The sequence below is a fragment of the Aurantibacter aestuarii genome, assembly GCF_003008425.1.
Taxonomy (GTDB): domain Bacteria; phylum Bacteroidota; class Bacteroidia; order Flavobacteriales; family Flavobacteriaceae; genus Aurantibacter; species Aurantibacter aestuarii.
The window spans coordinates 321,167-343,896 of the sequence record NZ_PXOQ01000009.1; the positions used below are offsets into that span (position 1 = coordinate 321,167).

Here is a 22,730-nt window from a genome sequence, read left to right on the forward strand (position 1 = left end):
AAATATACTGTTTTAATGCCATAAAACAGTTGTTAAGTAAAAAGTCCGTTTTGAACATTTCAAAACGGACTTTTTTATTGCTGCTTTTCACTAAGATATTTCCAATACCGTTTAGGTACATGTTGCGTGTGTAGTTTTAAGTTTTTACGTGAAGCAATAGTAACCGATTTAAAATAACTTTGCCATAATGTTTGAAATTCAATTTCTTCCAAAGCAAAAAAATCTGTGCTTGTTTTAAAAACATCTAGTTGATTATGAAACTCAAAATCCACCACAGAGACTTCTTTTAAATTGTAAGAGATACCGTAATGCCTTTTTACATCATAAATTAACCATTCTTGGTCTGCATACCTTTTTTTAAAATGAGAACTTATTAGTGGAAGTACATTAAAATCTGGCTCGATACTGGCAAAATAGATATGATCCTTAGTTAATCTAAACCGAACAAAAGCAGTCATTCTATGTCGCTCCCGACTTACTTTCTTTTTAATTTTAAGTAATTGACTGGTAATGGGATGAGCAACATCAAACTCAATAGCTTTTCCTTGAAAAATAGCTATACAAAACTCTAAAATCAATTGGTCTGAATATTCTATCTCACTCAAAAAAACATGATACAACATTTGAGTTCCATTTTTAGACAGCTTTTTACATAATCCATCCCATACTCTACTACTTTGCTCTAAGTCTGTTATTACAGTTTCAGCCTCTAAAAATAAATGCTCTTGGGCTGCAGTGCTTTTTGATAGTATTACGGTACTTAGCTTATATTCAAAAACCTTAAAGACAGCAGTTAATAAACCTTCAAAAGTTGCATCATAATAAAAATGTTTTGCTTCTAACATTTAAAATAAACTTAATTGATTACTAAGCATGTTGGTGTACTTGCTTTTAGAATTTTGAAGAATTAGACCTTTTATTTTATCTGCTGTTAAATCTCTTTTTTCAAATTGATTTGAATTACAAACTATAAAATATTTTGCTCTATTATAAGCTATACCAATTTTCTTTAAATGTTCCCAGTTTAATAATCTATACTGCCTAGCTTGAATAATTTTATGTACCGACTGCATGCCAACTCCAGGTATACGAGCCAACATACGTTTACTTGCTTTATTGACATCTATAGGAAACTCATGCAAATTTCTTAAAGCCCAGCCTAACTTTGGGTCAATATCTAAATCTAAATTCTGGTGTAACGGATTCAAAATTTCATTGACATCAAATCCATAAAACCTCATAAGCCAATCGGTTTGATATAACCTGTTTTCTCTTAACATAGGAACCTGAGATCCAATTTGAGGTAAACGGCTATCGTAACTAATAGGTACGTAACCAGAATAATACACACGTTTCAAATTAAAATTTTTATAAAAATAATTTGAGGTTTGCATAATTTGAAAATCATTTTCTCCACTAGCCCCAATAATCATTTGAGTACTTTGACCTGCTGGCGCATAAATAGGAGTTGATTTAATTTGTTTCTTTTCGGATTTATATTGAATAATCTCATCCTTTACCTTTTGCATAGGTTTTATGAAGTCCGCTCTATTTTTATCGGGTGCTAAAAGCTTTAAACCATTTTCTGTAGGAATTTCAATATTGACACTCAATCTGTCTGCATAAAGTCCAGCTTCACGCATTAATTCATCTGAAGCTCCAGGAATAGATTTTAAGTGAATATATCCATTAAAATTATGTTCCAGACGTAGTTTTTTAGCGACTGCCACCAAACGTTCCATAGTATAGTCTGCAGATTTAAAAATTCCTGAACTTAAAAATAATCCTTCAATATAATTTCTTCTGTAAAAATTCATGGTTAGATCCACAACTTCTTCAACTTTAAAAGCAGCTCGTTGCACATCGTTACTTTTTCGTGTAACACAATATGCACAGTCGAAAATACAGTAATTTGTAAGTAAAATTTTTAAAAGAGATACACATCTGCCGTCTTCGGTGTAACTATGGCAAATACCAGAGCTTGAAGCATCTCCCAAACCTTTAGATTTGTTTTGTCTATTGCTACCACTCGACGAACAAGAAACGTCATACTTTGCTGCATCTGCAAGTATTTCTAATTTTTCCAAAGTTCTTTTAAATGTCATTTTTTATTTTAAAAATACCATTTCTTATGTAGAGTTTTTGACAACTTTGACCCTAATATTAACAGTTATGTTTTTATTTAAAAGTATTAACAAAAACTTAATTAAAACCTAAGCGCTAATTTTTATATTATGCTTTAAAACTAACCAAATGAAATGCTTAATCGCTTTTATTTTAATGAGCTTTACCTTTATGCATGCCCAACATACCATTCCTGAAATTATAGAAAAAGAAACTTTAAAAGCACTATCCTATTATCCTGAATTAAAAGACACTAAAATTGAGTTAAGATTTAAAAAAAACATTAAAAAATCGACTATGCAAGCAAGACCAAGTTTTGCTAGTTTTTTTAGAAGCAGAAAAAATAGATCCTATCTTATATTAATTAGTGAAACCTTTAAAATTTCTGATACTACCTTTTTAACAAAAGATATCCCAAGTGACATTTTAATTGGCTGGATTGGTCATGAATTAGGGCATATTATGGATTACCAGAATCGAGATAAATTAAATTTGATATGGTTTGGGATAAAGTATTTATTATCAGACAATCACATTGTAGAAGCAGAACGTGCGGCAGATGGTTTTGCCGTTAAGCATGGTATGGAAGATTATATATTAAAAACAAAAGATTTCATACTAAACCATGCTAAAATAACACCGACCTATAAAGACCGGATTAAACGTTATTACCTTTCTCCTGAAGAAATTATGGAAATGGTTAAAGAGCGTGATGCTTTATTAGCTAATTAGCTAATTTATTTACTAAAGCTTCAAAATCTCTAAACTTCTCTTCATTCATAACACGTTCCATTTTTACCTGTCCGCCTTTTTTCTTATTGGCAGCACTCCATTCATAAAAATAGTCGGCAGGAATTACTTTCACTTTCACACCTTTTAAGGCTTTACTTCGTGCTACCTTATAATTTTTATTTGCTTCCTTTAAGTGATTATCAAGAGTCTCTGAAATTTCTTCTTGAGTTGCTCCGTTAAAGTCACTTCCTAAATACCAGAAATGATAAAACTCTCCGTCTTCTGCACGTTTAGCACATATAGTGTATTCTGAAATTGTTGTATTATAAGTTTCCTCTAAATCTTTTATAGCATCATCCATTTTATTAACAGACAATTGAGATCCTACGGTATTCAAAAAGAATTTAGTTCTTCCTGTAATTTTAATTTCCGCACGTTCTATATCTGTAAAAGCAATAGTATCTCCAATTATATAACGCCAAGCACCACTTACAGTGCTCATAATAAGCACATAATCCTGGTCTAATTCTACATTATCTAAAGTTAAGCATGGAGCATCTTGCTTTAAAGATCCATCTTCATTAATATATTCGGGTTTAAACGGAACAAATTCAAAATAAATACCATTCTCGGTATTCAATTGCATAGCATCGGTTTCTGGTCTAATTTGAGTAGCAACATAACCTTCTGATGCCAAATACGTGTCTATAACAGTAATAGGATGACCTAAAAGTGCATTAAAACTTTTTTCGTAAGGTCCAAACGCTACACCGCCAGAAGTATACACCTGTAAATTAGGCCAAATCTCGTGAATATGATTAAGCTGATGTGTTTTTATTACCTCTTGAAGCATTAATTCAATCCAAGATGGAATTCCACTTAAAGCCCCAATATCCCATTGTTTTGCATTCTTTGCAATTTCCTTTACACGCTCATCCCAATCATCAATTTTAGCAATCTCTTCACCTGGTTTGTAATAACTTCTAAACCAAGTTGGGATATTACTGGCAGAAATTCCACTTATTTCACCTTCTAAATGATCATCTTTTTCTTGTAAATCGGTAGAGCTTCCCAACATCATCATTTCTTTTTCAAAAAAATCGGCTGGTAAATCGAAATTATTTAAGGCAAATACCTGTTTAATTCCAGACTGTCTAATGGCTTCAATCATGTCATTAGTAACCGGAATTCGTTTACTTGTTTTACCAGTAGTTCCAGAGCTTAATGCATAATAATCAGGTTGACCTGGCCATGTTACATCTTCTTCTCCTTCATGAAACTTATACCACCACTCATCATTAATTTTATTATAATCGAAATATGGTATTCTATTTGAAAATTCTTTAACTATTTGGTCGGATTCTAAAAGAGAATCAAATTGATAATATTTACCAAACTGAGTATCTTTAGCTGTTTCCAAAAGCTTTACTAACATATCTTTTTGCGCTTCGATATGATTGACTTCTGGTGTAACTGCATCTTTTAATAAAATCACACCTTTTATAATTGAACCTAAAATTGCCATATTTTGAATTTTAAAGTTGTAAATATGAGTATTTATCTCTTAAATAATTACTAATCTACAACTAAACTTATCTTAATTTTTTAAGTAAACCTATTAAATACGCTATCTTTAACTCAGATAACTAAACTAACCAAACCATTACTATGCTTAAAAAAATACTTAAAGTCATTGCATTTATTGCAATAACTTTAACTCTAATCCCCATTTTTGCTTTTGACTTTTGGTGGATCAGAATGTTCGATTTTCCTCACGTACAACTTACCGTTATTACCTTACTGGCTATATTAATCTATTATATAAAGTTCAGCTTTAAATCTTACGGAGACTTAGCTATAATCAGTATATTAATTACCTGTTTTGCTTTTCAAGTCTATAAGGTACGAATGTTCATGCCATTTTACGAAAGTGAAGTAAAATCTGAAAAGCTTACTGACACATCAAAATCTATTAGTTTTTTAACTTCTAATGTATTGCAGTCTAATGATAATTATGATTTATTAAAAAACGTAATAGATTCTACAGATGCAGATATTATGCTTTTTACCGAAGTCAATGAAAAATGGAGTAACTATATTAAAAAACAGCTTAGAGGTTCTCATGCCTATATGATAGGTGTTCCTTTAGATAATACTTATGGGATGTTATTATGTTCCAAAAATGAATTAATTAATCCAGAAATTAAATATTTAGTTGGAGATAGTATTCCATCGATACACACCAAAATAAAATTAGATAATCAACAACTTATTCAATTTTATGGATTACATCCCACTCCACCAATGCCACAACACAATCCTAAATCTACACAGCGAGATGCGGAATTTATGATTATTGCCGATTTAAAACGCAATAACAGACTTCCTGTGCTAGTTTTGGGGGATTTTAATGATGTTCCTTGGTCTGGAACTATGAAACTTTTTAAAGCGTATAGTGAATTGTTAGATCCAAGAATTGGAAGAGGTTTTTATAATACCTTTAGTACAAAAAGTAAATTATTAAGATGGCCACTTGATCATATCTTTGTAAGTGAAGAGTTTAGACTTATTGAATATAAAAATTGTACGTCTATAAAATCAGATCATTTTCCTTTATATTCTAAACTGGTGTTTAGTCCAGAAAATGCTCACGAGCAAAAACCAAAACAAGCTTCTAAAAGCATCATTGAACGTGCCCAAAAACAAATTGAAAAATTAAAAAATTAAGACTTTAGTGCTTTTTGATACACTGCTTCATATTGAGGTACAATTTGTGAAATACCAAAATTAGAGGCTTGCTTCTTAGCATTTGCCTTAAACAATCTTAACGTTTCTTCATTTTGTAAAATTGAAATAGCATTTTTACTCATATTCTCAACACCTCCAACCGGACTTAAATATCCAGAAAATCCATTTAAATTAACTTCAGGAATTCCTCCAGCATCACTTGATATTACGGGCACACCAGAAGCCATAGCTTCTAAAGCGGATAAACCAAAACTTTCGGTTTCACTTGGTAGTAGAAATAAATCACTAAAACATAAAATACGGTCAATTTCATTACTATTTCCAACAAAAACTACTTTATGAGATATATTTAGTTCGCGACACAATGCTTCAGCTTTTTTTCGCTCTGGACCTTCACCAACCATAATTAATTTAGAAGGTATTTCTTTTTGAATGTTGTAAAAGATTTTAATCACATCTGGGATACGCTTCACTTGGCGCAAATTACTAATATGAGTAATTATTTTTTCGTGATCTTGAGCCATTACACCTCTTTGGCAATCAGTAAAATTATGTTCGTATTTATTTAAATCGATAAAATTTGTTACCACATTAATTTCTTGCTTAATATCAAATAATCTTAAAGTATCGTCTTTTAAACTTTGAGAAACTGTTGTAACAGCGTTAGATTTATTTATGCTGAAGGTTACTGCCGGTTTATAAAATGGATGATTTCCAACCAGTGTAATATCTGTACCATGTAGTGTTGTAACAATAGGGACAAAAATATCTTCTTCCAACAACATTTTTTGAGCCATATAAGCCGCATAAGCATGTGGAATTGCATAATGCACGTGTAAGACTTCAATTTTATGTAGTTTCACCATATCTACCAATTTGCTAGATAAGGCTAACTCGTATGGCTGATAATGAAATAAAGGATATTCTGGTACATTTACCTCATGAAAATGCACGTTCTCATTTAATAAATCCAACCTAACAGGTTGGTTATACGTTATAAAATGTATTTGATGTCCACGTTTTGATAATTCTAATCCTAACTCGGTAGCTACAACGCCACTTCCTCCAAATGTTGGGTAACACACAATTGCAATTCTCATTTTTTTGGTTTTGGTTAAAAGCTTAGTCGTATAAAAAATTAAAACTAACCTAAAGTTTTATTGAATAGAATTATAAATAACCTGCTGTATTTTTGCACGAATATCTTCTCTTGATAATACATTAGTATCGGCATTTGGAAAAGTCCTATTCGCTAAGAAAATATAAACAATTTCTTTTTCTGGGTCTGCCCATGCAAATGTTCCTGTAAATCCAGAATGCCCAAAACTCTTTTTAGACACACAACCGCAGGTTGGTCCGGCTTTCCCAAGTTGTGGTTTATCAAAACCTATACCTCTTCGGTTATTAGCCGTGCAGTAATAACAGGTATTAAACTCGTCTACCGTTTCTGGTTTTATATAACGTTTACCACCATAAAACCCTTTTTGTAGATACATTTGCATAATTTTTGCCAAATCGTTTGCATTACTAAATATTCCTGCGTGTCCACCTATTCCACCTTGCATAGCAGCACCCATATCGTGGACATAACCTCTAATTTCCTGATGCCTGTAATAGCTGTCTATTTCACTAGGCACAATATGTTCATAATCTATTTTTCCGATAGGATTGTAAGTGGTATTATTTAACCCCATGGACTTATAAAAATGATCCTGAACCAATTCATCTAAACCTTTTTCATAATGGGTCTCAATAAATTTTTTAGTAATAAAATAAGGGAAATCACTATACTTATAGGTCAATCTCGGTAGCAAATCGGTATCCTTAATGATTTTTAAAATAGTATCATTATAAGTCGATTTAATAAATAAATTTTCTGCTACCTGATAATTATAAGTTTCAGATTTTGTTGTACTGTGCCATTCTGAAGATGGTTTTTTTGTTACCGGATCTAAAGTAGCTGCATAAAAAGGAATCCATGGTTTTAATCTGGCATAATGCGATAACATTTTTCTAAGAGAAATATTAGCTTTATTCGATTTTTCAAACTCTGGAATTAAATCTTTTAATTTACTATCTAAACTTATAATACCATCGTCTTTTAACTCCATGATTAATGGTAAAGAAGCTACAATTTTAGTTAAAGAAGCCACATCATACACATCTCCATCGGTTACCGGTTGTTCTTTATTGTAGGTATGATAGCCGTAATTTTTATTATAAACTACTTGACCTTTTCGTGCTACCAAAACCTGAATACCAGGTGTCATTTGTTTTGAAATAGCATAATTTGCAATAGAGTCTATTTGTTTTAATGTTGCTGAAGACATGCCTACACGTTCTGGAAATGTATAAGCTAGTCTACTTATTTTATTAAACGTTTTACCTGTGCCTACTTTTATACCATTACCTACTGAAACCGGCAAAGTTCCTTTAGCATCTATTGCACCAAATAATAGTTGTGCCGATTTCTCCTGAGCAACCGGACTGTTTTGATAACTCACCACAATACTTTCCATATTCGTTATAGTTTCTAAATCCAACAACGCATAAGGTTTGGTAAATACATTTAAAATTACACAATTGCTTCTAGCTATTTCATAAAGCCACACTAGTTCCTTGTTTGTGAATTTATGAGGCTTCCATGGGCTTTCATTAGATTTATGAAAGCCTACAATAACTGTATTATATGCTTTAAGTTGTGTAATTAATCCATCCAGATTTTCATCCTGAACGTGTGTTACTTTTGCATACTTATTTAAAGTGTTTAGAAAGGGTAAATAATCATCATCTCCTAAATTTACATAAGCAAATTGTTTGTTTTCTAAGGTTTTAAATGGTAGTTGACTAACAGTATCCTTAACAACTGTTATAGCATTTTCCATTAACTCTTCATATAAAATATAATCCTTTGTTCTGTTTAAATCTTCTATAAGTTGTGATGTGCCTATTGGAATATAATTATTTAAACCAACTTTATATTTTGCCATCAACACTTTTTTTACAGAAAGTGCCAATCTATTTTCTGAAATTAAGCCAGAATTATAGGCTTCCAGCATTTTTTCAATACCAATGCTTACATCTTCACTCATAAGCATCACGTCGTTTCCAGCTAAAAAAGCTGCTAAATCTATTTCTCCAGGCGATTTAAAATTTGACGCTCCTTTCATTCCAAGCGCATCTGTAAAAATTAACCCTTTAAAACGAAGCTTTTGTTTTAAAATACCAGTTACGATGTTTTCAGAAATGGAAGATGGATATCCGTCTCTAGATTCTAATGCCGGAATATTTAAATGGGCTACCATAACACTGGATAACCCTTTTTGTATTAATTTTTTATATGGATATAACTCGACTGAATCTATACGTTTGGCATTAAAATCTATAGTTGGTAGCGTCTTATGAGAATCTGTAGAGGTATCTCCATGACCTGGGAAATGTTTTGCGTTAGCTAGAACTCCAACACTTTGCATCCCATTCATAAACGCTAATGCTTTATTGGTTACGTTATCTCGATCTTCTCCAAAAGAACGGTTACCTATAATAGGATTTTCCGGATTGGTATTTATGTCTACAACCGGCGCAAAATTAAAATGAACACCTAAGCGCTTACAATGTTCTCCTAACTGTCTACCGGTACGCTCAATTAATTTTAAATCTTTAATAGCTCCAAGTGCCATGTTCCACGGAAATGAAAATGTAGAGTCTAAACGCATGCTTAAGCCCCACTCTGCATCCATACCAATTAACATTGGGATTTTAGAAAGTGACTGTAACTCGTTATTTAATTTTGCTTGTAATACGGGTCCACCTTTTGAATAAATGATACCTCCAATTTTGTTGTCTCTTATGTCTGCTATAACTTTATTTTTTGTAGCATCATCCTGATTACTAAACACCTGAACCATGTACAACTGCCCTATGCGTTCTCTTAAATCTAAAGAATTGTACACACTATCTACCCATTTTTTCTGTGCCTTTTCATTAGTGGCAAGTAAAGGATTTGGAGTGTTTTGAGAAAAAGAGTTATATATAGAAGCTACTATAAAAAGTAGTGAAACATAATATCGCATAAAATAAAGTTTGATTCTTTTTATTAAGAACTAAATCTATGCCAAATTAGTGTATTGGTGGTATTAAATAAAATGTTTTACGGGTATTTTATAAAGATAGTTGTTAACGATTTTAAGCAAATACATCAACTGAATTACTTACCCGATAAAAACAGGTTCTAATCTATCATATCTATATGTTTATCTTGGTAGCCTAATAAATATAAAACGCCATCTAAGCCAATGCTTGAAATAGCACTTTGCGCTTCATCCTTTACTTTAGGTTTCGCATGAAATGCAATGCCTAAACCAGCAAGATTAAGCATAGGCAAATCGTTTGCTCCATCTCCAATTGCAATAGTTTGGTTGATATGAATTTGCTCTTTATTGGCAATTTCTTGTAAATATTCGGCTTTCTTATTGCCATCTACAATGTCTCCTAAATAATGCCCGGTAAGTTCTCCGTTAATGATTTCCAACTGGTTTGCATACACATAATCTATATCTAACTCTTTTTGAAGATAATGACCAAAATAGGTAAATCCGCCAGAAAGAATAGCCGTTTTATAACCGTATTTTTTTAATGTACCTATAAGTCTTCGAGCACCTTCTGTTATTGGAAGTCGCACTGCAACTTCTTGAAGTACTTCTTCTTTAAGACCTTTTAAAAGTTTCATGCGTTTTATAAAACTTTCATTAAAATCTATTTCGCCTTGCATGGCAGATTCTGTAATGGCTTTTACTTCTGCTCCAACTCCTGCCAATTCCGCCAATTCATCTATCACTTCGGTTTGGATTAAAGTAGAGTCCATATCGAAACAAACCAAGCGTTTATTACGACGGTACATATTGTCCTCCTGAAAAGCAATATCTATATCCAAATCTTTAGAAACCTGCATGATTTTAGATGTAAAATCTGATTTATCTTTTATTTCTCCACGAATAGATAATTGAATGGATGCTCTTTGATAATTGGTTGTTTTAACTAATGAAGTTCTTCCTGTAAGACGCTTAATAGCATCTATATTTAGGTTTTTATCTGAAATAATTTGAGTTACTCTAGACAATTGTTCTGCGGATAATTTTTTACCCAGTAAGGTTACAATATACCTGTTTTTACCTTGAAGATTTACCCAATCCTCATAATCATTTGATGAGATAGGTGTAAATTTTGCCTTAATACCTAATTCGTAAGATTTGAATAATAAATCTTTTAATACGTTAGACGAATTAACACCAGACTGAATCTCGAATAAAATACCTAAAGACAAGGTATTATGTATGTTGGCTTGGCCAATATCTAACACCTTAGCATCGTAATGCGCTAAAACACCCGTAAGAGTTGAAGTTAAACCAGGCTTATCTTGTCCTGAAATGTTTAATAAGAAAATATCGTTAGCCATTTTTACAAAAATTTGGGAGTGTAAAAATGATTAATCTATTTTTAAAATGAAAGGGATTTTAGTAGAAATGATTCGTTTTTCAGAAAAAACGATTATGCCATGATTCTGAAGCAGGAACTTCCCAAGATTCGTTAAATTCGGCCAGATTATTTACCAAATTGTTAAAAACAATGGTTTTTTCTGTCACAGCTCTGTCTTTTGCCATTTTCTTAAAATCGACTAAACTTTTATGAGCTATAAATTCTCCTTGTTTATAAGACACATTCATTTTATCCATTAGGTCGACATTATAATCTTTTTCTAGTTGTTGAATAAAATGAACAGAAGCATCTATAGAACAACCAGTTGCAGACTGTCCTGCTTGATTTACAGCTAAAACAATAAAGCGCTTATATTTAATAGTAAAACCTGCTTCTAAGCCCGTACCGTGAGCAGCCCAATTTTCTACAAATACAGCTAATTTTTCTGAAATTTCTTTTATTTCTTCTTCTGAAAACGAACGATTGGCTTGGTAAATCCAAACTTTAGATTCTTCGGGTAATGTATTAAAGTCTACTAACATATAGGTTTACTTATTATTGGTATTTTCTTTTTTATGTTTTCTATATGCCATATACCCGTTAAAAGCTCCAAATAACACAAAATGTAAAGCAAATTTTAGTAATGAAAATGGTTGGTCTCTAAAATAGTCGAAACCTGCCATAATAAGTGCAAATACAATACCTGATAATAATCCGGCATTTACAAAAGCTCTATTTCTAGTATAAAAATTCATATTTAACTAATAGTGTTTAAATTTATAACCCTTCTGCAATAATTTCAGCAACATCTTTAACTACAATGCTACCTTCTTTTTCTTTATATTTTACACCATCTGTCATCATGGTATTGCAATACGGGCAACCTGTCGCAATAATATCCGGGTTGGTTTTTAGAGCATCTTCAGTTCTTAGAACATTAATATCCATTGTTCCTGGTTCTGGTTCTTTAAACATTTGTCCGCCGCCAGCACCACAACATAAAGCCGTACTTTTATGACGTTTCATTTCTGTAAGTGTAGCGCTGGTTTTACCCAAAACATCTCTTGGTGCGTCGTACTCTTTATTAGCTCTACCTAAATAACAAGGGTCATGAAACGTAATGCGCTTACCTTTAAATTTATCTTCTTTAAGCGTTAAACGGCCGGTTTCAAATAACTCTTTAATGTATTGTGTATGGTGAATTACATCATACGTACCACCAAGTCCTGGATATTCGTTTTTTATACAGTTGAACGAGTGCGGATCGCAGGTTACGATACGTTTAATACCATAACCGTTTAAAATTTCTATATTCATTACGGCTTGCATTTGAAACAGAAACTCGTTTCCTACACGTTTTGCAATGTCTCCTGTAGCACTTTCTTCGGTTCCTAAAACGGCAAAATCTACTTTAGCTTCATGTAATAATTTTACAAAGGCTTTGGTGATTTTTTTTGCTCTATCGTCGTAACTTCCAGCAGAACCTACCCAAAATAATATTTCTGGTTGTTTGCCTTCTGCCATAAATTCTGCCATAGTTGGCACTTTTAATTGCTCGCTCATGATTGTAAGTTTTAAAAGTTTAAGAGTTAAACTTGATTAAAATTTAGCTCTTTATTTTAAGCTTTTCTATTTGTTAACCTACTTAGTATTAATTTAAGTAGGGTTTGCGTTAAGGATTGAGGCTTTGTTGAAGCTCTTTTAATAGCCGTTTTTTCTATTAAAAAGCGACTGCCGAAAGCCTGACCCGCCAGGGTAACGCCAAAATTAATTTAATTTTCCTGTGCCCAATTTAAACGGTCTTGTTGGTTATAAGGCCAAGGTGCACCGTTGTTTTCTATATTAGACATCATGTAATTTAGCTCTGTTGGCGCTGCGCTTTCTTCCATAACTAGGTAACGACGCATTTCCATAATAATATTTAATGGGTCGATACTTACAGGACAAGCCTCTACACAGGCATTACAGCTGGTACATGCCCAAAGCTCTTCTTTTGTAATATAGTCGTTTAATAATTGTTTCCCGTCTGGTACAAAAGTTCCTTTGTTTGCATCTATATTATTACCAACCTCTGTTAATCGGTCACGCGTGTCCATCATGATTTTACGAGGCGATAATTTTTTACCGGTCTGATTTGCAGGACACTCGCTAGTACAACGCCCACATTCCGTACACGTATAAGCATTTAATAGGTTTAACCACGATAAATCCTGTACATCACTTGCTCCAAATTTTTCTGGTACTGCGTTAGCATCTGCTTCTGCTGGAGCAGCAAAAGGATCGGCAGTTGGATCCATCATTAACTTAACTTCTTTAGTTACCGCTTCGTTATTGGTAAATTGACCTTGCGGCGTTAATTTGCCATAATAAACGTTCGGGAATGCTAATAAAATATGTAAATGTTTTGAAAAGTATAAATAGTTTAAGAATACTAAAATTCCTAAAATATGAAGCCACCAAGCGGTACGTTCTACCACGTGTAATGTCGCTTCCGAAAGTCCAGAAAATAGTGGTGCTATAAATTGACTAATGACATTTCCAGAATCTAAAGCCTGAAAACTTGAGTCTGTTGCATTCATTATTAAAAATAAGCACATTAAAACAACTTCGAAATATAAAATAATATTTCCGTCGCTTTTTGGCCAACCTTTCATTTCGGCACTAAGAAAACGTTTGAGTTTTATGATATTACGACGAATCCAAAATGCAATTACAGACACTAAAACTCCCACAGCCAAAATCTCGAAACTTGCAATTAAAAACCCATATACAGATACCGGTAAAATGCTAAGTCCTATTCTATGAGTTCCAAAAAGTCCGTCTATTATAATTTCTAAAACTTCTATGTTAATTATAATAAAACCTACGTAAACCACAATATGTAAAAATCCTGCAATAGGACGTTTAACCATTTTACTTTGTCCTAAAGCAATATTTATGGTATTTTTCCATCGTTCGGACTTGTTGTCTTTAATTTCCTGATCGCGACCAAGTTTAATGTTACGTATTAGTGATTTTACGTTTTTAGCGAAGTATCCACCGCCAATAATTAATGCTATTGCAAAAAGTATGTTTGGTATAAAATCCATAGTTTGGTTGTTTAGTTTTTATCTTTAATTTCGTTACCGTCTGCATCATAACGTTTGGCTTTTTTACCAAATACAGAAAAATGTACGTAACGTTTTGGATTAAGTTTAAAGTCCTGAAGTAATTGTTCTAATTGTTTTGAAGCACCTTCTAAGTTATTATACAATTTGTCATCGTTTAACAACTTTCCTATTGAACCTTTTCCATTCTCTACACCTGCCATAATAGTATTTAAACTAGTTAACGCACTGTCCAATTTAGCAACAGTTTCATCAAGATTAGTTTTTTCTAAATCTTCACTAATTGTTGCCAGATTTTTACTGGTTGTTTCAAAATTAGTTAATAGAGCAGCTATTTTTTTATCATTATTTGCCACTAACCCGTTGATGTTATAAGATAATTCTTTAAAAGCAATAAGGGTTTTGTTAAGCTCGAAGATACCATTTTTTAAACCTTTATGAGACTCGTCGTAAACGATTCTATTTAGACCTAATAATAATGAATCGGCTGTTTTTATGGTACTGTCTAAGTCTGAACTTAAACCTGAAAAATTGCTGGAAAGCGATTCTACCAAACTTTTTTCGACATCAGATTTTATAAAATCTCCAGGTTCTGCCAAAGGTCCACCTTCTGCAGGAATTATGGCTAAAGCGTTTCCGCCCATTAATCCTTCTTGGTATAAACGCACAGTAGAGTTTTTAGAGAATTTTAATTGTGGATCTACAGTAAATGCCACACGCGTTTCTCCTGTTGAGAAATCGTATTTAATTTCTGTTATTTTACCAATATTATTACCTTTAATAGTTACTGGAGAAGAAGGTTTAAGACCGTTAAAGTCAAAACTAGTGTAGTACGTATTATCAATTTCTAATAGGTTTTTTCCTTTTAGATAGTTATATCCAAAAATGAAAAATAAAATTCCTAAAATAACTAGTATGGCGGTTTTGACTTCTAATGAAAGCTTCAAAATATATAGTGTTTACGATTGCTAACAAAATTAGAAATAAAAAATAAACATTACTTAAATATTAACGAGTTTTTAAAGCTTCTGTTAAGTTTATTTGTTTTCCTCCTTTAAATGCAACCACATAGCATGATGAAAACCCTTTATCTATGGCTTCTTGCTTCATTTTATTAATAAGTGCATAGTTGGATGTGTAACCATAATAATACTTGTAAAGATTACCAAATTGCTCTCTAGATATTTGATCTAAGCCATTAAAGTTATACGATTTAGGCTCTAATTTGTTTTTACTTGCCGCTAATTGCACTTTAAAAACAATATCAATAAGCGGTTTATCTTGATTGACAATTTCATCTTCTTTACTTGAAGCTTCTTTATTATCTACCTTAAAGTCGGTTCCTGTATTAATGGTAAGGGCACTTTTGTATTTTTTAATGGCTTCAGTAATAGATTCTGCCATTTTTTCTTGACCCGATTTCTGATTTAAGTATTTACCTTCTTCATTATTCGTTAAAAAACCAACTTCAACCAAAACACTTGGCATATATGTGTTGTGTAACACCCATAAGCTAGCTTGTTTGATGCCTCGACTTGAACGTTTAGCATCATCCACAAAGTTTTTTTCTATTAAACTTGCTAATAAAATACTTTGATCTACATATTCCTCCTGTACCAATTTTAACCCGATTAAAGATTCTGGTTTATTTGGGTCGTAGCCATCATATTTTTCTTTGTAATCCTTTTCTAAGAAAATCACCTCGTTTTCCTTTTTAGCAATTTCGAAGTTACGCTGTGTATTTGCTACTCCTAAAACAAAAGTTTCTGTTCCTTTTGCCTGAGAGCTGTGAGAATTACAATGTACCGATACAAACAAATCGGCATCTGCCTTATTTGCAACTTTTGCACGATCTCTTAGTTCTATAAATTCATCTTTTTTACGGGTATAAATAACTTTGAAACTATCATTTTTCTCTAACTCCTCGCCTACTTTTAAAACAATATTTAAAGCAATATCTTTTTCTTTATAACCATTACCTAAGTTTCCAGGATCATGACCACCATGTCCAGCGTCTAAAACAACTACAAATTTGTTTTTTTGAGCATTTACTTTTGTCACATTTATAAATAGACATAATACTAAGGTAAATACTAAATGATAGATATGTTTCGTTTGCATAATGGTAAGTTCTAAAAGCTTGATTTTATTAAGTTTTTTAAATTTTAATGATTTATAAATTAATCACAAAAAAATATATGTAATTTTGGGTTTTCAAAAACCGAGCCATACTTTTACAAAAATACATTTAAAAGCGTTGCATACAAACCGTTTTAATATACTTTTCGCCCTAAGTTTTACAGTGTTTATTAACATGTTTAGCTACGCCCAAGAACTCCCAAATTCTGGTGGTGAAATTCCTGTAGAACCAAAAAAGGAAGAGACCAATATTCAGAAAGACACTACCATTAATTTAAAACCTTTAATTAAGGGAACTACCAAAGTCCAAGATAGTTCTATAAACGATTCTATAAAACCGAAACCTAAATTTTTAAAGTCTAAAGTAAAATATAAAGCTAAAGATTACCAGACCTTTAATCGTAAAGAACAAAAATTATATTTATATAATGAAGCCGAGGTTTATTATGAAGATATGGAGATTAAAGCTGGTATTATAGTTATTGACTATAATAAGCAAGAGGTTTATGCTGGTCGTATAAAAGATACTGCAGGAGTTTATACACAATTACCCATATTTAAACAAGGTGAAAATGTGGTAGAACCTGATAGTATTCGCTTTAACTATGATACCAAAAAAGCCTTAATTTTTAATTCACGTACCGAGCAAAATGGTATGAATATCATAGCGGAGAAAACTAAAAGAATAAATGATACGGTTTATTATATGAACCGAGCAAAACTAACTACTTCTGAAAATTTAGACGATCCTGAATATTACTTTTTAGTAAGAAAAGGTAAATTTATGAGCGGTGAAAACAATAAAAAAGTAGTTACTGGTCTTACCAATTTATTTATTTACGATGTCCCTACTCCAATAGGCTTACCATTTGCTTTTTTCCCTATGAGTGAGAAACGTACTTCTGGTATTATATTCCCTAGTTTTGGAGAAGATAATCGTAGAGGTTATTTTATACAAAATGGAGGTTATTATTTGGCTCTAAGCGATTACTTTGATTTAGCTATTTTAGGAGACTATTATACCAATAGTAGTTATGGTTTACGCTTTGAATCTAAATACAATGTGCGCTATAAGTTTAATGGAAATTTCGGATTTAGATATGAAAACTTAGTAACTAGTGAACGAGGCTTTCCAGATTATTCAAAATCAACCATTTACAATCTTAGGTGGGCTCATAACCAAGATCAAAAAGCTAATCCAAGTTCACGATTTTCTGCTTCGGTTAACTTAGGTAGTAGTACGTATTACCAGCAATCTATTAATCAAATTAATTTACCAAACACTCAAAATAACACCTTATCCTCTTCTATATCTTATTCCAAAACATTTGATGTTGAACCACAAATAAATTATAGTATAACAGCAACGCATTCACAAAACACCCAAACACAGCAAATTAATATGACGCTACCTACATTTCAAGGTAGTATTGGTAGAATTTATCCCTTAGCTCCTAAAGAAGGCGTTAAAAAGGGATTAATTCAAAATATTAATGTACAATATAATCTTCGAGCTGAAAATAGAATTAGCACTACAGATTCTCTGTTTTTCAAACCCCAAATGTTTGATGACGCCCGAATTGGCGCTAGACATAGCATACCAGTAACTACTAACTTTAAAATTTTTAAGTTTTTTAGTGTTAGTGCAAATGCTAATTTTGATGAAACTTGGACTTTAAATACAATTGATAGAGTTTTTGATGCAGAAACAAATGAAACTATAACTACAGACCTTACAGGATTTGATGCTTTTAGAACTTATAATTTTAGTACTAGTTTAGGAACCACATTATATGGTTTATTTAATTTTGATAAAAATAATGAAGGCAAGAAAATTCAAGCCATAAGACATGTAATGCGCCCTTCAATAAGTTATAATATTAACCCAGCTTTTGATAATTATTATGATACTGTAGAGGTAGTAAATGCAGATGGAGATACAGCTTCTGATATAGCTAGGCAAGAATATACAAGATTTGAAGGAGGCGTGTTTGGAGCACCAAATCAAACCTTCTCTAGCTCAATTGGTTTAAGTTTATCTAATAATTTTGAAGCAAAAGTAAAAGACAGAGATACGACTGCTACAGAACCTAAAAAAATTATTCTGCTAAATAATCTAAACTTCTCTACAGGTTATAATGTTGCAGGAGATTCATTAAAATGGAGCCCGTTAAGAATGACTGGAGGTACTCAATTATTTAAAGATAAAATGGCTGTAAATTTCGGGGCTACTTTAGACCCATACGCTTTAGATAATAACAATAGACGTATCGACACGTATAATATTAACAACAATGGTAGTTTATTTAGACTAACTACCGCAAATATGACTGTGAGCTATAGTTTAAATAGTAAAGGAAACGAAAGTAAATCTTCAAATAGAGATAAAGGATCAAGAGATCGTATTTTAAGTGGTGGTCGTGAAGATGATTTGTTCGGTGAGTCTCAGGATTTTTCCGACAATCAATTTGGAGATGAAGACGAGGAAGAAGATGAAGATGTATTAAGTGAACTTTATAATTTTAAAATCCCGTGGAGTTTGCGTTTAGCTTATGCCGTAAATTATAATAATACACAACGCCAAGATGAGATATCATCTCACTCCTTAATGTTTTCTGGTGATATAGAAATTGCTCCTCGTTGGAGCATTGGAGGATCTTCTAGTTACGATTTTAAAAATAATGGTTTTGGTTTAACCCAATTACGCTTTAGTCGAGATTTATTAAGCTGGAAAATGAATTTTAGCTGGGTACCATTTGGAACGTATAACAGCTGGAATTTCTTTATAGGAATTAAGTCTAACTTATTAAAAGATTTAAAATACGAACAACGCCGTAAACCAGACGAAAGATTATAATTATTTAAAATGAATGTGTCATGAAAAAAATTATACAAACAGAAAAAGCTCCTGCTCCTATAGGCCCATATAATCAAGCTATATTGCATAGCGGTATGTTATACACCTCTGGACAAATTGCAATTAACCCTGTTACAAATGAATTAGTTTTAGATTCTATTGAAGTTGAAACCACTCAAGTCATGAAAAATTTAAGTGCTGTTTTAGAAGCTGCAGGTATGGATTTTTCTCACGTTATTAAAAGCTCTATATTTATTAGTGATATGGAGAATTTTGGAAAGATTAACGAAGTTTATAGCACTTATTTTGATGAGGCTACTGCTCCTGCAAGAGAAACTGTTGAAGTGGCAAACTTACCGAAATATGTAAATGTTGAAATTAGTATGATTGCTAGTAAGTCATAAGACAATTACAACTATAAAAAAAGCACTTAATTTTTTATATTAAGTGCTTTTTTTATTTTAGAATAAACTGCTTTGTTTAAGCTTTTTTATTGGTATGAAAACTCACTAAACCTTCAATTGGTCTACGTTCAAAATTTCCTACTCTAAAGTTTAACTCTTCTGCAACTTCTCTAATTTCATTTTGACAGAAAAACGCTATAGAACCCGCAAAATGTACAGGAACTGTTTTTAGTTCTTCTTTAAATTGCAATATCATGTTTTTAGCAAAAACTCTAATTCCGTTTTTAATAACTTCTTTAACGTATGCAGAATCCTTGTTTAAAATCATAAACTCTGCAAATTGTGCTAAATAGGCATTTGGATTAGGTTGTTTATATAAATTATACTTTATATAATCTGCCTCTAAATTGTATTTATCTCCAAAAGCAATTTTAATATCTTCTGGCATATGATTAAAATAGTAATCACGTAAAAGTTGTTTACCATAATAATTCCCAGAAGCATCATCCATAATAGTATAACCCAAAGACTTCACTCTTTGGTGAAGTTGTTTACCATCGTAATAACTACAATTAGAACCAGTCCCTAAAATACACACCACTGCTGCTTCTGTTTTAGTATTTATTGTACTGTAAACAGCCGCCATAGTATCTTCGGCTACAAAAACATCTGCATTAACGAAAAATTCCTGTAATACAACTTTTAAAGCTAATCTTGGATTTTCTGTACCGCAACCTGCACCATAAAAATATATTTTAGTGGCTTTTTCTGCATTATTTTTAAGGTCTTTGGCCTTTTTCAAGGTTTTCCTTAATTTTTTTTCTGATAGAATGGCTGGATTCATCCCTTTAGTTCTAATCTTTTCCAGTAACTGGTTACCGTTGTCATCTACCGCAATCCAGTCACATTTTGTAGAGCCACTATCAACTATAAAAATCATATCTATAAAATTAAATCATACAAAAAAGCCAAATTTAGAATTAAATTTGGCTTTAAACTTTATGTTATAAGCTGTTTACTTTTTCAGCTAAATCTACTAATTTATTAGAGTATCCAAACTCATTATCATACCAAGATACTAACTTGAAGAATGTAGAATTTAATTCTATTGCAGCTTCAGCATCAAAAATACTTGTTCTATCATCACCTACAAAATCCTGAGATGCTAATAACTCTTCTGTGTAACCTAAAACACCTTTCATAGAACCTTCTTTTGAAGCTTTTTTGAATACTGCTTTAATTTCTTCTAAAGATGTTTCTTTCTTAGTTTTAACTGTTAAATCTACTACAGATACGTTTGCAGTTGGTACTCTAAAAGCCATACCCGTTAGTTTTCCATCTAATTCTGGAATAACTTTTCCTACTGCTTTTGCTGCTCCGGTTGATGCAGGAATAACATTTAATAATGCACTACGTCCACCTCTCCAGTCTTTTTTAGAAGGACCATCTACTGTTAATTGTGTTGCAGTTGTAGCGTGAACAGTTGTCATTAAAGCTTCAGCAATCCCAAAGTTATCTTCTAAAACTTTAGCTAATGGAGCTAAACAGTTAGTGGTACAAGACGCATTAGACACAATTTTTTGATCTGCTGTTAATTTATGGTCATTTACGCCCATAACATACATTGGAGCATCTGCACTTGGCGCAGAGATAACCACTTTTTTAGCACCACCTTGAATATGGTAATCTGCTTTTTCTAAAGTGGTAAAAATACCTGTACATTCTGCAACGATATCTGCACCAACTTCATCCCACTTTAAGTTTTTAGGATCTCTTTCTGCAGTAACTCTAACGGTTTTTCCGTTTACAACTAAATTACCGTCTTTTACTTCTACAGTTCCATCAAAATGACCATGAACTGAATCATATTTTAATAAATAAGCTAAATGTTCAACATCTAATAAATCATTAATTGCTACAACATCTACGTTATCACGTTTTACTGTCGCTCTAAATACAATACGACCTATTCTTCCAAATCCGTTAATTCCTAATTTTAATTTTGACATTTTCTTATTTTTAGTTTATAATATTCTTAATTAAACCGACATAATATCGGCTACTCGCATTAATTCTTTATTTATTTTTGATTTTCCTTTAATCGCTTCGTTTAAAGGCGTGATTTCAATTTTATCGCTTAACAATCCAACCATGTAGCTAGATTTACCTTCTAAAATTGTTTCTACTGCTTTTACGCCCATTCTACTAGCTAAAACTCTATCGAAACAAGAAGGAGAACCACCACGTTGCATGTGGCCTAAAACAGAAACTCTTACTTCGTATTCTGTCATATTTTCTTCAACATATTCTTTTAATTCGAATACATTTTTACCAATCTTATCACCTTCAGCTACAACCACGATACTAGAAGACTTTCCTGAAAGTTTACTTCTTTTTAAAGATTGTAATAAACGTTCTAAACCTAAATCTTCTTCAGGAATTAAAATTTCTTCAGCTCCTGCTCCAACACCAACATTTAAAGCAATGTGTCCAACATCTCGTCCCATAACTTCTACGAAGAATAGACGATTATGTGAACTTGCTGTATCTCTAATTTTATCGATAACCTCCACTACCGTATTTAAAGCCGTATCGTATCCTAATGTATGTGAGGTTCCGTAGATGTCATTATCTATAGTCCCAGGAATACCCATAACCGGAAAATTAAACTCTTCATTAAAAATTAAAGCTCCGGTAAATGAACCGTCTCCACCAATAACCACAAACGCCTCAATACCTTCTTTTAAAAGGTTTTCATGAGCTTTCTTTCGGCCTTCTGGGGTTCTAAACTCTTGCGAACGTGCAGATTTTAAAACGGTACCACCTTTATTTATAATTCCTTTTACACTTCTTGCATTAAGAGGTAAGAAATCGCCTTCTATCATTCCTTGATAGCCACGATAAATACCAATACATTCTATATTGTAATAAGCACATGTTCTTGCAACAGAACGAATAGCGGCATTCATTCCTGGAGAATCTCCTCCGGAAGTTAAAACTGCTATTTTTTTTATTTTGGATGCCATTATTTCATCTATTTTTAGCTAAGCTATAAAACAAATTGAATAATTAATAGCTGTTTTGTTAAAATTTAAGATGACAGAAGCAACTCAAACGTTTTAGTTAATAAATTATAATTTTTAA

19 protein-coding genes are annotated in these 22,730 nt (G+C 32.1%); 4 read left to right on the forward strand and 15 right to left on the reverse strand.

Annotation, left to right across the window (positions count from 1 at the left end):
- Positions 1-74 precede the first annotated feature (74 nt).
- Together C7H52_RS08200 and C7H52_RS08205 are read right to left on the reverse strand one after the other, a co-directional pair.
- Positions 75-845 carry a TIGR03915 family putative DNA repair protein gene (locus tag C7H52_RS08200; protein ID WP_106463416.1) on the reverse strand — a complete coding sequence of 257 codons (771 nt, stop codon included), beginning with the start codon at positions 843-845 and terminating at the stop codon, positions 75-77.
- A complete protein-coding gene (locus C7H52_RS08205) occupies positions 846-2,105 on the reverse strand; it encodes a putative DNA modification/repair radical SAM protein (RefSeq protein ID WP_106463417.1) in 1,260 nt (419 codons plus the stop codon).
- A 148-nt stretch (positions 2,106-2,253) separates the two neighbouring features.
- Between C7H52_RS08205 and C7H52_RS08210 the strand changes: the two genes are divergently transcribed.
- Complete coding sequence (locus C7H52_RS08210; protein ID WP_106463418.1) at positions 2,254-2,856, forward strand: hypothetical protein; 603 nt, start codon at positions 2,254-2,256, stop codon at positions 2,854-2,856.
- On the opposite strand, the gene C7H52_RS08215 is transcribed toward C7H52_RS08210, so the two are convergent.
- On the reverse strand, positions 2,849-4,381 hold the full coding sequence (locus tag C7H52_RS08215) for a GH3 family domain-containing protein (RefSeq protein ID WP_106463419.1): 1,533 nt from the start codon (positions 4,379-4,381) through the stop codon (positions 2,849-2,851). The two genes, C7H52_RS08210 and C7H52_RS08215, sit on opposite strands and share 8 nt — an antisense overlap.
- A 143-nt stretch (positions 4,382-4,524) precedes the next feature.
- Here C7H52_RS08215 and C7H52_RS08220 point away from each other — a divergent pair, with 143 nt between their 5' ends.
- Positions 4,525-5,583, forward strand: coding sequence for an endonuclease/exonuclease/phosphatase family protein (locus tag C7H52_RS08220; RefSeq protein ID WP_106463420.1), 1,059 nt, complete (start codon positions 4,525-4,527; stop codon positions 5,581-5,583).
- Here C7H52_RS08220 and bshA read toward each other — a convergent pair.
- From bshA to C7H52_RS08265, 9 genes are all read right to left on the reverse strand, one after another.
- Positions 5,580-6,704: an N-acetyl-alpha-D-glucosaminyl L-malate synthase BshA gene (gene bshA / locus C7H52_RS08225; RefSeq protein ID WP_106463421.1), complete on the reverse strand. Its 1,125-nt coding sequence runs from the start codon at positions 6,702-6,704 to the stop codon at positions 5,580-5,582. The genes C7H52_RS08220 and bshA overlap by 4 nt on opposite strands.
- Positions 6,705-6,761: 57 nt before the next feature.
- On the reverse strand, positions 6,762-9,677 hold the full coding sequence (locus tag C7H52_RS08230; RefSeq protein WP_106463422.1) for a glycoside hydrolase family 3 N-terminal domain-containing protein: 2,916 nt from the start codon (positions 9,675-9,677) through the stop codon (positions 6,762-6,764).
- A gap of 158 nt (positions 9,678-9,835) precedes the next feature.
- On the reverse strand, positions 9,836-11,059 hold the full coding sequence (gene serB, locus C7H52_RS08235) for a phosphoserine phosphatase SerB (protein WP_106463423.1): 1,224 nt from the start codon (positions 11,057-11,059) through the stop codon (positions 9,836-9,838).
- Positions 11,060-11,138: 79 nt separating this feature from the next.
- Complete coding sequence (locus tag C7H52_RS08240) at positions 11,139-11,621, reverse strand: ABC transporter ATPase (protein ID WP_106463424.1); 483 nt, start codon at positions 11,619-11,621, stop codon at positions 11,139-11,141.
- A gap of 6 nt (positions 11,622-11,627) precedes the next feature.
- On the reverse strand, positions 11,628-11,834 hold the full coding sequence (locus C7H52_RS08245) for a hypothetical protein (RefSeq protein ID WP_106463425.1): 207 nt from the start codon (positions 11,832-11,834) through the stop codon (positions 11,628-11,630).
- Positions 11,835-11,856: 22 nt separating this feature from the next.
- Positions 11,857-12,642, reverse strand: coding sequence for a (Fe-S)-binding protein (locus C7H52_RS08250; protein ID WP_106463426.1), 786 nt, complete (start codon positions 12,640-12,642; stop codon positions 11,857-11,859).
- 209 nt (positions 12,643-12,851) lie between these two features.
- The gene (locus C7H52_RS08255; protein WP_106463427.1) at positions 12,852-14,168 is read right to left on the reverse strand and encodes a 4Fe-4S dicluster domain-containing protein; all 1,317 of its coding nucleotides are present in this window, start codon (positions 14,166-14,168) and stop codon (positions 12,852-12,854) included.
- Between the two features lie 11 nt (positions 14,169-14,179).
- Positions 14,180-15,133: an MlaD family protein gene (locus C7H52_RS08260; RefSeq protein WP_106463428.1), complete on the reverse strand. Its 954-nt coding sequence runs from the start codon at positions 15,131-15,133 to the stop codon at positions 14,180-14,182.
- Positions 15,134-15,194: 61 nt separating this feature from the next.
- Positions 15,195-16,307 carry an N-acetylmuramoyl-L-alanine amidase family protein gene (locus tag C7H52_RS08265; protein WP_106463429.1) on the reverse strand — a complete coding sequence of 371 codons (1,113 nt, stop codon included), beginning with the start codon at positions 16,305-16,307 and terminating at the stop codon, positions 15,195-15,197.
- 85 nt (positions 16,308-16,392) lie between these two features.
- On the opposite strand from C7H52_RS08265, the gene C7H52_RS08270 reads away from it, so the two are divergent.
- Positions 16,393-19,182 carry a putative LPS assembly protein LptD gene (locus C7H52_RS08270; protein ID WP_106463430.1) on the forward strand — a complete coding sequence of 930 codons (2,790 nt, stop codon included), beginning with the start codon at positions 16,393-16,395 and terminating at the stop codon, positions 19,180-19,182.
- Between the two features lie 20 nt (positions 19,183-19,202).
- Complete coding sequence (locus tag C7H52_RS08275; protein ID WP_106463431.1) at positions 19,203-19,586, forward strand: Rid family detoxifying hydrolase; 384 nt, start codon at positions 19,203-19,205, stop codon at positions 19,584-19,586.
- Between the two features lie 76 nt (positions 19,587-19,662).
- Here C7H52_RS08275 and C7H52_RS08280 read toward each other — a convergent pair whose 3' ends face one another.
- From C7H52_RS08280 to pfkA, 3 genes are all read right to left on the reverse strand, one after another.
- The gene (locus C7H52_RS08280; RefSeq protein ID WP_106463432.1) at positions 19,663-20,526 is read right to left on the reverse strand and encodes an N-acetylglucosamine kinase; all 864 of its coding nucleotides are present in this window, start codon (positions 20,524-20,526) and stop codon (positions 19,663-19,665) included.
- A gap of 64 nt (positions 20,527-20,590) precedes the next feature.
- Positions 20,591-21,595, reverse strand: a complete 1,005-nt coding sequence (gap, locus tag C7H52_RS08285; protein ID WP_106463433.1) for a type I glyceraldehyde-3-phosphate dehydrogenase — start codon at positions 21,593-21,595, stop codon at positions 20,591-20,593.
- A gap of 30 nt (positions 21,596-21,625) precedes the next feature.
- Positions 21,626-22,612: a 6-phosphofructokinase gene (gene pfkA, locus C7H52_RS08290; protein ID WP_106463434.1), complete on the reverse strand. Its 987-nt coding sequence runs from the start codon at positions 22,610-22,612 to the stop codon at positions 21,626-21,628.
- Between the last annotated feature and the right edge of the window lie 118 nt (positions 22,613-22,730).

What these genes read in the sequence shown, in the direction of transcription:
- C7H52_RS08255 (WP_106463427.1), bottom strand. Translation starts at nt 14,168, where the DNA reads ATGGATTTTATACCAAACATACTTTTTGCAATAGCATTAATTATTGGC.
- pfkA (WP_106463434.1), bottom strand. Translation starts at nt 22,612, where the DNA reads ATGGCATCCAAAATAAAAAAAATAGCAGTTTTAACTTCCGGAGGAGAT.
- C7H52_RS08205 (WP_106463417.1), bottom strand. Translation starts at nt 2,105, where the DNA reads ATGACATTTAAAAGAACTTTGGAAAAATTAGAAATACTTGCAGATGCA.
- bshA (WP_106463421.1), bottom strand. Translation starts at nt 6,704, where the DNA reads ATGAGAATTGCAATTGTGTGTTACCCAACATTTGGAGGAAGTGGCGTT.
- C7H52_RS08265 (WP_106463429.1), bottom strand. Translation starts at nt 16,307, where the DNA reads ATGCAAACGAAACATATCTATCATTTAGTATTTACCTTAGTATTATGT.
- C7H52_RS08250 (WP_106463426.1), bottom strand. Translation starts at nt 12,642, where the DNA reads ATGAGCGAGCAATTAAAAGTGCCAACTATGGCAGAATTTATGGCAGAA.
- C7H52_RS08200 (WP_106463416.1), bottom strand. Translation starts at nt 845, where the DNA reads ATGTTAGAAGCAAAACATTTTTATTATGATGCAACTTTTGAAGGTTTA.
- C7H52_RS08230 (WP_106463422.1), bottom strand. Translation starts at nt 9,677, where the DNA reads ATGCGATATTATGTTTCACTACTTTTTATAGTAGCTTCTATATATAAC.
- C7H52_RS08240 (WP_106463424.1), bottom strand. Translation starts at nt 11,621, where the DNA reads ATGTTAGTAGACTTTAATACATTACCCGAAGAATCTAAAGTTTGGATT.
- C7H52_RS08275 (WP_106463431.1), top strand. Translation starts at nt 19,203, where the DNA reads ATGAAAAAAATTATACAAACAGAAAAAGCTCCTGCTCCTATAGGCCCA.
- gap (WP_106463433.1), bottom strand. Translation starts at nt 21,595, where the DNA reads ATGTCAAAATTAAAATTAGGAATTAACGGATTTGGAAGAATAGGTCGT.
- C7H52_RS08210 (WP_106463418.1), top strand. Translation starts at nt 2,254, where the DNA reads ATGAAATGCTTAATCGCTTTTATTTTAATGAGCTTTACCTTTATGCAT.
- C7H52_RS08215 (WP_106463419.1), bottom strand. Translation starts at nt 4,381, where the DNA reads ATGGCAATTTTAGGTTCAATTATAAAAGGTGTGATTTTATTAAAAGAT.
- serB (WP_106463423.1), bottom strand. Translation starts at nt 11,059, where the DNA reads ATGGCTAACGATATTTTCTTATTAAACATTTCAGGACAAGATAAGCCT.
- C7H52_RS08280 (WP_106463432.1), bottom strand. Translation starts at nt 20,526, where the DNA reads ATGATTTTTATAGTTGATAGTGGCTCTACAAAATGTGACTGGATTGCG.
- C7H52_RS08220 (WP_106463420.1), top strand. Translation starts at nt 4,525, where the DNA reads ATGCTTAAAAAAATACTTAAAGTCATTGCATTTATTGCAATAACTTTA.
- C7H52_RS08245 (WP_106463425.1), bottom strand. Translation starts at nt 11,834, where the DNA reads ATGAATTTTTATACTAGAAATAGAGCTTTTGTAAATGCCGGATTATTA.